This window comes from Oceanisphaera sp. W20_SRM_FM3 (genome assembly GCF_052119705.1).
Classification (GTDB): Bacteria; Pseudomonadota; Gammaproteobacteria; order Enterobacterales; family Aeromonadaceae; genus Oceanimonas.
Genome location: NZ_JBGQOP010000006.1, coordinates 112,773 through 125,471, shown reverse-complemented (window position 1 = coordinate 125,471; position 12,699 = coordinate 112,773). Strand labels below are relative to the sequence as shown.

Sequence of the window (12,699 nt, the reverse complement as noted above, 5' to 3'; positions counted from 1 at the left end):
ACACAAATTGCGAATGATAACGTGACTAACGCTGCCTAAAATGCCACAAGCGAGTCCTGCGCAGATTATTACGTCGTCGGCGCAATCGATACTGCAAACTGCGATGATAAGGGCGCTGTGCGTAAAACAATAAGCACTGCTTATCGAGACGCTGCCTGATTGAAAATATAACCATGGGTATTTCCTTAGCGGCCTGGCAGTTTTTGCCAGGTGACCTTGTCTCGCAAATAGACAGGCACAGCCTCTGCTGCCGCCACGCCTAGCCCTTGCTGCCACATAGCTAACGCCTGCGGCAATAAGTCTTGCGCCTCGGGATAGGGCAACGCCGTGCATAGCTCACCATAACGGGCATTCAGCTCTGGATAGGTGACAAAGCCTGAGCCCACACCCACAGTCCAGCCTTGGCCCGCTGTGCTTGCCAGCCAATCACTCGGTGTGAGGACTTGCTCGAGATCGGTACTGATCATCAGGCCATCGCCCTCACCATCACTAGCGCCATCATTATTACGTAGCGCAAAGCCGCCCACGTAAATCTCCCCCATGCGCGCATCTATCGCCGCTAAAGCCGACTCGGCTCGGCAAACTCGATACGCGCCCTGCGCCAGCGCTTGTAAATTAGACACGCCCAGTAAGGGCAGATCGGCGCCAAAGGCTAGGCCTTGCGCCACGCCCAAGGTGATGCGCACGCCCGTAAAGGAGCCAGGACCACGGCCGAAGGCGATGGCATCCAGCTGGTTAAGCGTTAATTCACTTTCTGCCAATAACTCGGCCACCATGGGCAAAATTAAGTCCGTATGACCGCGTGGTGCGACCTCATAACGGCTAAGTAAACGGCCGTCTTGCCACAGGGCGGCTGAACAGGCCTCGGTGGCCGTGTCTATGGCCAAAATTTTGGCCGAAATGCGGGTCATATTATTGCTCCAGCGTTAATAAAAAAGCATTCAACTCGGCCAGGCTTCGGGTGCGCGGCATGGCCGGTAAACTATTGAGAAAATCGCCGCCATAGGCGCGGTTGACTAATCTATCATCGGTAATAATCAGTACGCCTTGATCGCTAATATCGCGGATCAAACGGCCCACGCCCTGTTTTAAGGTGATAATGGCCTTGGGTAATTGCACCTTGACAAAGCCGTCTTCACCGCGGCGTTTACAGTCTTCGAGCCGCGCGCTCAGTTGTGGATCGTCTGGCGCACTAAAAGGCAATTTGTCGATCACCACGCATCGTAATGCCTGCCCACGTACGTCTATGCCTTCCCAAAAGCTGCTGGTGGCCACTAACACCGCTCGACCATCTTGGCTAAATCGTTCGAGCAAGCGCACCTTGTTATCTTCACCCTGCACTAATATGGTGCGATCTAATTGCTGGCGCAAAATTTCCGCCACCTCATTCATCACCTTATAGCTGGTGCAGAGAAAAAAGCTGCCGCCGGGTACCAAGCTTAAGGTCTCCAGCAAACTTTCCGCCAATTGCTTGCCGCGATTAAGGGCATTGGTAGCGGGTAAATAGCGCGGTACACATAAACGTGACTGCTGGGCGTAATCGAAGGGGCTGTCTAATTGCAGGGTACGGCAATCATTGAGGCCCATGTCCGCACAAAAGTGGCCAAAGCTGTCACCCACCGCCAAGGTGGCCGAGGTGAAAATCCAACTGACCTTCTCTTTAGCCAGCTCCGCCGAAAAGCGCTCTGCCACCGATAAGGGCGTCTTATGAAAACTAATGTGCAGGCGCGTGCATTCAAACCAATAGGAATAGCCGTCTTCTTGGATGCGCGTCACCGACTCTAATTGGCTGCGCATACTCACCAAGCGCTCAAAGCCTTGGTCCAGTTGTTCGCCCCGCCCCAGCGCCAGCTTCAAAACATCATAAGCGAAGCTGGCGCTTTCGTTGAGGCGCACCAGCGCTTGGCCCACATCGGGCTTAGCCAACATAGGCCTAAGTTGGCCGCGCGAGCTGTCGTAACCAAAGGTAAGACGCAAGTCTTGGGCATGGCGCTCAATTTGATCTGCCGCCTTTGCAATTTGCGCCATGTCTTTGGCTTCGACTTTTTGCGCCAGCCGCACGTCACGCGCTAATTCTAACCATTGGCGACTGGACTGACTCTGACCAAAATACTGGCCGGCAATCTCTGGCAGCTGATGAGCCTCATCGAGAATATAGGCGTCGGCATCGGGAATAAGCTGGCCAAAGCCGGTATCGCGCACCGCCATGTCGGCAAAAAACAGATGATGATTCACCACCACCACCTGTGCGTCCATGGCCTTGGCGCGCGCCTTTACCAGAAAGCAGTCTTGATAATGGCCGCATTCTCGGCCTAAGCAGTTGTCGTTATTGCTGGTCACCAGCGCCAACACGTCACTGCGCTCCGCCAACCCCGGAATATCGCCAATATCCCCGCTGTGGGTCATGGGCATAAAGCGGCGCACTCTTTGCAAGTCGGCTAAGCCTTCCGGCGACAAATGCGGCACGCTGTCGTTCAGTAAATTAAGGCGTTCGATGCAGATATAGTTGGCGCGCCCCTTAAGTAGCGCCACCGGATGATGATAGTGCATGGCCTTCATCAGCGTCGGCAAGTCACGATGAAACAGCTGCTCTTGCAGATTGCGCGAGCCGGTACTGAGGATAACTTTCTTACCGCTCGCCAATACAGGGGCCAAATAGGCGAAGGTTTTGCCGGTGCCAGTGCCCGCCTCAACCACCAGCGGTTGCTGAGTGTGCAGCGCTTGGGTGACGGCATCGGCCATGGCTATTTGCGCCGCTCTAGGCTGAAAGCCCGCTATCGCTTGTACCAAGGGGCCTTGTGGCGCAAAGAGACCCGTCAACAAATCCGCAGATAAATCCCCAGCAGGATCCGTCAAGTTAGCATCGATACGTGTGCTGTCATCATCCAAAACCGGTGAGTCTCTATTTAATAAAAAGTCATGATAACAAAAGCGGTCACCAAAGCGTTAGCAAGACGATGCCTAAGCATTGCGTTTTTATATTTCATTTACATTTAGTTTTTAACACGCCCGTGCGACACTATTTTGGTTTTTTTCGCGAGTGCTCTCCTCAAGCACCGCCTCCGATTGCTAGGAGTTATGATGCAAGAAACCGGTGGCTTACTGCATGCCAGCGTTGTCTTTCTATTAACCGCAGTGTTAATGGTACCGCTCGCTAAGCGGCTAAAACTGGGCGCCGTGCTGGGCTATTTGCTGGGCGGCGTGTTAATCGGCCCCTCGGTATTGGGCTTGATAAGCCAACCCGACAGCATCTCTCAGCTATCTGAGCTGGGCGTGGTGATGCTGATGTTTATTATCGGCCTCGAGTTATCGCCGCGACGGCTTTGGGTGATGCGCCGCGCCGTGTTTGGCGCCGGCCTCTCGCAGGTGCTGCTCACCGGACTAGTGTTAGGTATCATCGCTTGGCAAGGTTTTGGTCAAGGTTGGAAAGCCGCCGTCATCATCGGCTTTGGATTGGCGCTTTCTTCCACGGCCATGGGCTTACAGCTACTAGCCGAGCGCAAGGAAATGACCAGCCCCCATGGCCGCCAAGCCTTCGCCATCTTATTGTTTCAAGACATAGCCGCCATCCCACTGATTGCCATGGTTCCGGCGCTGGGTGCGGCGCAAGCCAACTCAGGCACAGGAGGCGTCCAATTACTGCAAATGGTCGCCAGCATAGGTCTGGTGGTGATCGGCGGCCGTTACTTATTGCGACCGGTATTTCGCATCGTCGCCAAAACCGGCTTACAAGAAGTGTCGACGGCTACCGCCTTATTAGTGGTCATGGGCACCGCCTATTTAATGGAATGGGCCCATGTGTCCATGGCGCTCGGTGCCTTCTTGGCCGGCATGCTGTTGGCAGATTCTGAATATCGCCACGAATTAGAGTCGCAAATCGAGCCCTTTAAAGGCTTATTGCTGGGCTTGTTCTTTATTGGTGTGGGCATGAGTGCGGATTTAAGTCTGCTTTTGGGTCATCCTGTGCTAATTATTGGCTTATCGCTATTACTGCTGGCACTAAAATTGCCTTTGTTAGCCTTGGTCGGTCGCCAAATCGGCCAGCTCGATGGCATGAGCGCCCTTAAATTAGGCCTGTTACTGGCCGCCGGTGGCGAGTTTGCTTTCGTATTGTTTGGTCTTGCCCGTGATAACGCCCTGTTTGACCGTGAACTGCACAGTATTTTAGTGCTGACCATCACCTTATCGATGGCGTTAACGCCGCTCATCTTGCTGGCTTTATCTCAAATACTGACTCAAGCGGCCACTATTCGCCCAGTGCCGCCCGAATATCACGAGGTGACTGATAATCAGCCCCGTGCCGTGATCGTCGGCATGGGCCGCATGGGGCAAATTGTGGCGCGGGTGTTGCGCGCACAGCGCATTCCCTTTGTGGCCTTTGAAACCGAAGTCGACACCATCAGCATTACCCGCAAAATTGATAATATCGCCATCTTTTACGGGGATCCATTGCGCCCCGGCGTGTTGCGCAGTGCCGGTGCCGAGCAGGCGGAGTTTTTTATTGTCGCCACCGACAATCCCGATACCAATCTGCATATTACTCAAGCCATTCGTGCTCGTTATCCGCATATGAAAGTGGTATCTCGAGCGCGTAACCGCCAGCACGTGCACAAACTATGGGATTTAGGGGCCATGCCGGTGCGCGAGACCTTTCATTCCAGCCTCGAAATGTGTCGGCGGGTAATGCAAGGCTTAGGCCTAAAAGAAGAACAAATTGAAGCGCGCTTACATCGCTTTCGCGAGCACGATGAACAACTACTGATGGAGCAGCATAAGGTGTATGACGATGAAGCGGCGCTATTTCAAAGTGCGCGCCAAGCCCGCGCCGAGCTAGAAACCTTGTTTGAGGCAGACCATATTGAAAAAGCGCCCAAAGTGCTGCAACAAGAAGCCAATACTGAGCGCGACAATAAACACTAGCGCCCCTCAGCTGTCATTGCGAGGAGCGTAGCGACGCGGCAATCCAGAGTTGTGTACCGCGCCGTTGTAGCATGGATTGCCGCGCTACGCTCGCAATGACCAAGGTGCGCAGGTTACCGCGCGCCTTCACTCCCGTATGGTTATTGGGTAAGCATATGCCCTGCTACGCCCAATACAAAACCCAGCACGGCCCCCATGGGCGGTGCCCAGTGTTTATCGAGTACCGCTTGTGGGGCTATATCTTGAAACACCGAATATAAAATCCCCCCCGCCGCAAACAGCATAATACCCGCCACTAACATGGGAGAGTCGGCCAGCCACACATAACCCGACAAGCCCGCAACCGGTCCTAACAAAGCCATCACGGCAAACGTGATAATGATGCGCTTGCCGCTGTAACGACCTGCCGCCTTAAGCTCCCGAAACGCATTAAAGCCTTCAGGCATATTTTGCAGCGCCATCAGTATCGCTAATAACAGCGCACTGCCTGAGCCGCCCAACGCCAAGGCCGCACCCAGCGCCAGCGACTCCGGAATAAAATCAGATAACATGGCCGCCAATTGGCTAGCCGGTGTATTGAACTTATACAGCAACATATCCAGCGCCATAAAGGTCAGACCGCCCGCACTAAAGCACAGTACCGCGACCCACAAGGATAAGTGTGCCGTGCCCTCGGGCACCAATACCAAGGCCACCGCCGACAGCAAAGCGCCGCCGCCAAAGGCCGCTATCCCGTGGCGTAATTCATTTTCTAGCCAGTTTGGCCGCAGATGCTGATAACTCCCAACAAAAGCCCCCAACGGCATGGCCAGACCCGCAAGCAAGGTCAAACCGATAATAATCCCTATCTCCAGCATACCCCTCTCCTTATCACGTTATAAACAGCACTTTTTTAGGGGCTGATAAATAACGCCCTGAAAATTATTACTCATTTGACGCTGATTATGCCGACTTATGCCCTATGTTGCCTGCCCTGGGCTCACACATCAAGACACCCAAAAAACACCTATCAGCGCACGGTAAGTCGCTTGCAATGGAGAACAAGCGCTGCGACTTCGTTTGCTAACGACGCTGGTCGCAGTTATGTGATTTTGCGCAAAGACGTAAAGTGCCATTGTTACCATTTCGCGCTAATATGGCGGCTTGCTTGACAATGAGGACGGATAGACGGATGAAAATTAGGGGACTGCTTGGAGCACACTTTACCAAGCCGGTAAAAAAGCGACTCGCTACGCTGGTCACACCACTGCTGTTGGTTACGCTCGCAGGTTGCGATACAGCCGAGCACAAAGCCAGAATCGCGCTCGGCCCAGAGAATAGCGCCAGCCACCACGTCTCCCTTCGTCTGTTAGACGCTTATCACCTCACAGAACACGACGTTAGCGCCCAAGAAGGTAGATTTGAAGAGGCACTCAATGGCATTCAAACTGGCAGCACGGATATTGCCATGGGCTTTTTTGGCTTGCCCAGTCGTAATGTCGACAGCCTGCAGGCCGCCACAGGCGATCTCAATTTATTGAGTGTGTCTGATGCCGTCTTGGCTGATTTTGAAAAAAACACCGGTTATCGCCGCTTTACTATCCCCAAAAAAAGCTACCTATTTTTAGAACAAGACGTAACGACGCTCGCGGCCTTCGCGGTACTCATGGCCAACACCCAAACCGTGAGCGATGAGCTGGCTTACCAATTAGCCAAAGTCATGTATCAGCAAGGCAGCAGCATAGCCCACTCTCAAGCGCCCTTTTTAGCGCTAGAGCATGCATTAGAGGGTGCCGAGGGGCTGCGTATTCATCCCGGTGCAAAGCGTTTTTATGAAGAGCAAGGCCTCACCGTCAACTTACCCGTGGCCGAGTTAAATCTGGTCATCAATAAACAGGAATTTATGCTGGGTTCGGGGAGCCAAGGCGGCACCTATTACCCGCTCGGCGGTGAGCTCGCCAGCCGCTGGAATCAGTTTATTCCAAGCATTAATATCACCAGTGTGGCCACAGATGCGTCATTAGAGAATTTAAGCAGTCTTGCTGAAGGAAAATTAGACTTAAGCATGACGGTTAATATCAGCGCACTCGACGCCCAAGCTGGCACCGGCCACTTTGCCAATACAGCCGTCGATAACGCAGCCTTTATCGGCCAACTGTATCCAGAGGTGTTTCATATTATCACCCGCGCTAGCAATCCTATTTCATCCTTCAGTGAGATCCCCATCAGCCAATAAAGCGTCCTTTCAATGAGCTGCCCTTTTATGGCAGATAAGCACGACTAAGGTGATGTATGGCCGTTAAGCAAAAGCAGCCACCTTAAGGCTGGCGGACAGATCAATGACAGTTTAATAGTCTGCCAGTTTAATATATTGCAATATAAGTAACTAACACGACGCCTGCACCGGATCCGGGGTACAGGCAAACAAATAAACAAGCTGGGAACTTTCTTGCTTTCTGGGGTTGGCAAACTCAGCTCAGCTTGCTAATGTGGGCCCAGACCCTAATAGCTAGACAGTTTAGCAACGCATTTTAGTAACACATAGGCCAACTATTTATGAACTTCCTGCTCGACGCCAAGCATCATCACCATCATTTCTTCGACTAGGCTTTCAGAATATTATTCTGGAAGGCCACACGCTTGGCGGCTTCCAGCAGGACTGTAAAATGACCCTCGGAAGCTTTGCTCCGGGGGTTTTTTTCGTTTTTTATTTTCGTTTTAACGTTTTGTTTCAAATCAGGCACTTTTATTTTTTAGCATTTAACGTGACACACAAGGAAACCAGCATCATGACTTCGGATAACACACGTCTACGTATCGCAATTCAAAAATCAGGCCGTTTAAGCAAAGAATGTCAGCAACTGCTCAAAGGGTGTGGCGTTAAACTCAACATTCGTGAGCAGCGCTTGATCGCTCACGCCGAAAACATGCCCGTCGACTTATTGTTAGTGCGCGATGACGATATTCCAGGTTTGGTGATGGATGGCGTAGTGGATTTGGGCGTGGTGGGCGAAAACGTATTAGAAGAAACCCTGATGGATCGCCAAGCCCAAGGCGAAGCCGCCGAATACAGCGTGCTAAAGCGCTTAGACTTTGGCGGTTGCCGCTTATCCCTTGCCGTGGCGCAAGATGCCAATTATAGCGGCGTGAAAAGCCTCGAAGGCAAGCGCATCGCCACCTCTTATCCTTGGTTATTAAAGCGTTTTATGGACGACCAAGGCGTGAAATTTAAGAGCGTGATGCTAAACGGCTCGGTAGAAGTGGCGCCTCGCGCCGGTGTCGCCGATGCCATTTGTGACTTGGTATCAACCGGTGCCACACTTGAAGCCAACGGCTTAGTGGAAGCGGACGTGATCTTTCGCTCTAAAGCCGTGCTGATCCAAAGTGCGGTTGAGTTATCTGCCAGTAAACAAGCGGTGATCGATAAGTTATTGCCACGTATTCAAGGCTTACAGCAAGCCCGCGAAAGCAAATACATAATGCTGCACGCGCCAAAAGATCGCTTAGAACAAGTAATTGACCTGCTACCCGGTGTCGAGCGCCCCACTATCATGGCGCTGGCCGGTGAAAGCAACCAAGTGGCCATTCACGTGGTGAGCAGCGAAGACATGTTCTGGGAAACCATGGAAGGCTTAAAAGAGTTGGGCGCCTCGTCCATCTTAGTCTTGCCCATCGAGAAGATGATGGAGTAATCATGAAAATTCTGGATTGGAATGCCTTAAGTACGGCGGAGCAAGCACAGGCGTTACGGCGCCCCGCGCTCGCCCAAGGTGGCCGTGAAGCCCAAGTAGCTGAGATTATAGATAAGGTCCGCCAAGGCGGCGATGCGGCCCTGATTGAGCTGACGCGCACCTTAGACAAGGCAGAGCGCGAGACGCTGCAATTAACGCAGGCCGAGATAGATGCGGCATCAACACGCGTCAGTGACGAGCTAAAAGCCGCCATCGGCTTGGCGATGACCAATATTGAGACCTTTCACCGTGCTCAGTTGCCGACGCCAATAGTGCAAGAAACCAGCCCAGGTGTGCACTGTGAGCTGCACCTTCAGCCGATTGAAAAAGTAGGCCTATATGTGCCCGGTGGCACCGCGCCTTTAGTGTCCACCGTGATGATGTTGGCCATTCCGGCTCGTTTAGCCGGTTGCGAGCGCGTGGTATTGTGCTCACCGCCGCCGATTAATGACGCCATCATTTACACCGCCAGCCGCTGTGGCGTGGATGCCATCTATACCTTGGGCGGCGCGCAGGCGGTAGCGGCCATGGCGTATGGCAGTGAGACCATCACTAAGGTGGACAAGATTTTTGGCCCTGGCAATACCTGGGTCACAGAAGCCAAGCGCCAAGTCTCCGGTGATGTGGACGGTGCGGCCATCGATATGCCCGCCGGCCCCTCTGAAGTGTTGGTGATTGCCGATGCAGATGCGGACGCCGACTTTGTGGCCTCCGACTTATTGTCTCAGGCCGAGCACGGCACCGACTCGCAGGTGATATTAGTCACGCCCTGCACGGCCTTCGCCGACCAGGTGAATCTGGCGCTAGACGAGCAATTGGCCCAGTTATCGCGTGCCGATATCGCACGCCTTGCACTCGCCGAAAGCCGTACTTTTATCTGTACCGATCTCGCGCAAGCTACCCAAATTTCGAACGCCTATGCCCCTGAGCACTTGATCGTACAGACCGCAGACCCACGGGCGCTGCTACCGAGTTTGAAAAACGCCGGCTCTATATTTTTAGGTGCTTGGACGCCAGAGTCGGTGGGCGATTACGCCAGTGGCACCAACCACACCTTGCCCACCTACGGTTATTCGCGCACCTACTCAAGCCTAGGTTTAGCTGATTATCAGCGCCGTTTTACCGTGCAAGAGCTAACGCCGGCGGGTCTGCGCGCCATAGGACCTGCAGTGGAATTACTGGCGGCCACCGAAACCTTGGATGCCCATAAAAATGCGGTCAGCCTGCGGCTTGCCAAGCTAGATAAACAAGCGCTGGAGAAACAAGCATGAGCCAGAATGATTTAATTAATTCAGCCTTGAGCCAATCGGATACAGGCATCAGCCAATTAGCCCGCAAGCAAGTCCGTGCGCTCACGCCTTATCAATCGGCGCGGCGCATCGGTGGCCAAGGCCATATTTGGCTCAACGCCAACGAAGCGGCAGCCAGCGGCGAATATCAGCTTGATTGCGCGCGCCTCAATCGCTACCCAGAATGCCAGCCGCCGCAGGTGGTGGATCGCTACGCGGCCTACGCCGGTGTGAGCACCGAACAAGTGTTAGTAACCCGTGGTGGCGATGAAGGTATCGAATTACTGATTCGCACCTTCTGTGAGCCCGGTCAAGATAGCATCTTATTATGCTCGCCCACTTATGGCATGTACGCCATCAGCGCGCAAACCAATGACGTGGGCATTATCGATGTGCCCTTGTCTACCGAGCGCCAGCCCGAGTTTGACGCCATTATTGCAAAGCTCGACCAAGTAAAAATCGTGTTCTTGTGCTCGCCCAATAACCCCACTGGGGATTTGGTCGACCAAGCGGGCTTATGCCGCTTACTGAGCGCTGCTAAAGGCCGCGCGCTGGTGGTGGTGGACGAAGCTTATATCGAATTTTGCCCAAGCTTTAGCCAAGCCAGCTTACTGGCAGATTACCCCGAGTTAGTGCTGATCCGCACCCTCTCTAAGGCCTTTGGTCTGGCGGGCTTGCGCTGTGGCTTTACCTTGGCAAACCCGCAAGTGATTGAGCTGCTATTAAAGGTGATTGCGCCCTACCCCATTCCAGAGCCAGTGGCGCAAATTGCCGCGCAGGCGTTAACGGAGCAAGGGTTGGCGGTAATGCGCCAGCGCGTGGCGGATGTGAATGATCTAAAAACCACACTCGGTCTGCAACTTAGCCAGCATTCAGAGGTAAAAGAAGTGTTCGCCCCTCACGGCAACTACTTGTTGGTGCGCTTTAAAGACGGTGCGGCCTTATTTGCACGCATGGCCAAGGCCGGTATTATATTGCGCGACTTCGCCAGCCGACCCGGTTTGGCTGACTGCATTCGGATCACCATCGGCACCCCAGCCGAAATGGACGCGGTACTCGATGTACTGCAACAGGAGCAATAAGTGACTAAGCAACGTATTTTATTTATCGACCGCGACGGCACCATGGTTGAAGAGCCCGCGGTAGACAAACAATTAGACCGTCTCGATAAGTTGGCGTTTTTACCCAACCTGATCCCCGCGCTGTTGAAGCTGCAAGACGCAGGCTACAAGCTGGTAATGGTGACCAATCAAGACGGCTTAGGCACAGACAGCTTCCCGCAAGCGGACTTTGATGCGCCGCATAACTTGATGATGCAGATCTTGAATTCTCAAGGGGTGCAGTTTCAGGACACCTTAATCTGCCCGCATTTTCAAGAAGACGACTGCGCGTGCCGTAAGCCACGCTTAGGTCTGGTGAAAGATTACCTGCAAGCCGGTCGCATCGACTTTACCGACTCTTGGGTGATTGGCGATCGTCACACCGACATACAATTAGCCGAAAACATGGGCCTGCCGAGCTTCCACTACGGCCATGCCGATGCCGAAGGCCAGCTTATCGGTTGGAACGAAATCGTGGCGAGTTTATTAAGCCGTGGCCGCAAGGCCAGCGTCACCCGCACCACCAAAGAAACCGACATCCGTATCTCGCTGGATCTGGATACCCAAGGTGGCAGCCACATCCACACCGGTCTGAACTTCTTCGACCATATGTTAGACCAAATTGCCACCCACGGCGGTTTTCAGCTCAACGTGCAAGTCGATGGCGACTTGCACATAGACGACCACCACACAGTTGAAGACACGGCTCTGGCTTTAGGCGAAGCCCTGCGCAAGGCGCTCGGCAACAAACGCGGCATCGGTCGCTTTGGTTTCGTACTGCCGATGGACGAATGTGAGGCGGCGGTCACGCTGGATTTATCCGGTCGCCCGTATATGTCGTTTGACGGTAAATTTAAGCAAGACAAGGTCGGCGATATGTCGGTAGAAATGGTGCCGCACTTCTTCCGCTCGTTAAGTGATAGTCTGGCCTGCAACATCCACCTGAAAGTGAGCGGTGACAATACCCATCACATGGTGGAAAGCACTTTTAAGAGCTTTGGCCGCGCCCTGCGCCAAGCACTCAAGGTGGAGGGTAATGAATTGCCTTCCAGCAAGGGGGTCTTGTGAGCGAAGCCACTAGCAACAACATCAAGGTCGCTATTATTGATACCGGCTGCGCCAACCTGTCCTCGGTGCGCTACGCCATCGAACGCTTAGGCTACAGCGTAACCGTGAGCCGTGATCACGCCGTGCTACTGGCCGCAGATAAGCTGCTGTTGCCCGGCGTGGGCACCGCATCGGAAGCCATGAAAAACCTGACCGAGCGTAATTTGGTGGAGTTAATCGGGCAATTGCAACAGCCGGTACTGGGCATTTGCCTTGGCATGCAGATGTTGGTTAAGCACTCGGCAGAAGGTAACGTGGACTGCTTAGGCCTAGTGGATGCCGAGTGTCAGCACATGCAAGCAAGTGATGGCGTGCGCTTGCCGCACATGGGCTGGAATCAAATTACCTCCATGCCAGATCATCCGCTGTTTAACGACATTCCCGATGGCAGCTATTTCTACTTCGTGCACTCCTATGCGGTGCCGGTAGGCGACTATACGCTGGCCAGCAGCCAGCACGGCGCGGCCTTTAGTGCCGCCATTGGCAACGCCAATTTCTTTGGCGTGCAGTTTCACCCCGAGCGCTCGGGTGCGGCCGGTGCGCAACTGCTGAAAAATTTCTTGGAGCTGTAAA

At 53.6% G+C, this 12,699-nt stretch carries 10 protein-coding genes and 1 other annotated feature; of the genes, 7 read left to right on the top strand and 3 right to left on the bottom strand.

The window, feature by feature from the left end; genetic code table 11:
- Positions 1–185 precede the first annotated feature (185 nt).
- Both tsaB and ACEN2G_RS05370 read right to left on the bottom strand, forming a co-directional pair.
- The gene (gene tsaB, locus ACEN2G_RS05375; protein WP_442020445.1) at positions 186–911 is read right to left on the bottom strand and encodes a tRNA (adenosine(37)-N6)-threonylcarbamoyltransferase complex dimerization subunit type 1 TsaB; all 726 of its coding nucleotides are present in this window, start codon (positions 909–911) and stop codon (positions 186–188) included.
- Between the two features lies 1 nt (position 912).
- Entirely contained in the window at positions 913–2,823 is a 1,911-nt protein-coding gene (locus ACEN2G_RS05370; protein WP_442020485.1) for an ATP-dependent DNA helicase, read from the bottom strand.
- A 255-nt stretch (positions 2,824–3,078) separates the two neighbouring features.
- Here ACEN2G_RS05370 and ACEN2G_RS05365 point away from each other — a divergent pair, with 255 nt between their 5' ends.
- Positions 3,079–4,920 carry a monovalent cation:proton antiporter-2 (CPA2) family protein gene (locus ACEN2G_RS05365; protein WP_442020444.1) on the top strand — a complete coding sequence of 614 codons (1,842 nt, stop codon included), beginning with the start codon at positions 3,079–3,081 and terminating at the stop codon, positions 4,918–4,920.
- Positions 4,921–5,060: 140 nt separating this feature from the next.
- On the opposite strand, the gene ACEN2G_RS05360 is transcribed toward ACEN2G_RS05365, so the two are convergent.
- Complete coding sequence (locus ACEN2G_RS05360; protein WP_442020443.1) at positions 5,061–5,777, bottom strand: ZIP family metal transporter; 717 nt, start codon at positions 5,775–5,777, stop codon at positions 5,061–5,063.
- A gap of 314 nt (positions 5,778–6,091) precedes the next feature.
- Between ACEN2G_RS05360 and ACEN2G_RS05355 the strand changes: the two genes are divergently transcribed.
- The 6 genes from ACEN2G_RS05355 to hisH all read left to right on the top strand — a co-directional run bounded on the left by ACEN2G_RS05355 (position 6,092) and on the right by hisH (position 12,698).
- Positions 6,092–7,135 (top strand): TAXI family TRAP transporter solute-binding subunit, encoded by a 1,044-nt coding sequence (locus ACEN2G_RS05355; protein ID WP_442020442.1) that lies wholly within the window; start codon positions 6,092–6,094, stop codon positions 7,133–7,135.
- Between the two features lie 346 nt (positions 7,136–7,481).
- Positions 7,482–7,602: a sequence feature (His leader region), on the top strand.
- 86 nt (positions 7,603–7,688) lie between these two features.
- The gene (gene hisG, locus ACEN2G_RS05350) at positions 7,689–8,591 is read left to right on the top strand and encodes an ATP phosphoribosyltransferase (RefSeq protein ID WP_442020441.1); all 903 of its coding nucleotides are present in this window, start codon (positions 7,689–7,691) and stop codon (positions 8,589–8,591) included.
- 2 nt (positions 8,592–8,593) lie between these two features.
- Positions 8,594–9,901 (top strand): histidinol dehydrogenase, encoded by a 1,308-nt coding sequence (gene hisD / locus ACEN2G_RS05345; protein ID WP_442020440.1) that lies wholly within the window; start codon positions 8,594–8,596, stop codon positions 9,899–9,901.
- A complete protein-coding gene (hisC, locus tag ACEN2G_RS05340) occupies positions 9,898–11,001 on the top strand; it encodes a histidinol-phosphate transaminase (protein WP_442020439.1) in 1,104 nt (367 codons plus the stop codon). Before hisD ends, hisC begins: the two co-directional genes overlap by 4 nt.
- On the top strand, positions 11,002–12,087 hold the full coding sequence (hisB, locus tag ACEN2G_RS05335) for a bifunctional histidinol-phosphatase/imidazoleglycerol-phosphate dehydratase HisB (RefSeq protein WP_442020438.1): 1,086 nt from the start codon (positions 11,002–11,004) through the stop codon (positions 12,085–12,087).
- A gap of 20 nt (positions 12,088–12,107) precedes the next feature.
- Positions 12,108–12,698 carry an imidazole glycerol phosphate synthase subunit HisH gene (gene hisH / locus ACEN2G_RS05330; RefSeq protein ID WP_442020484.1) on the top strand — a complete coding sequence of 197 codons (591 nt, stop codon included), beginning with the start codon at positions 12,108–12,110 and terminating at the stop codon, positions 12,696–12,698.
- Position 12,699 lies beyond the last annotated feature (1 nt).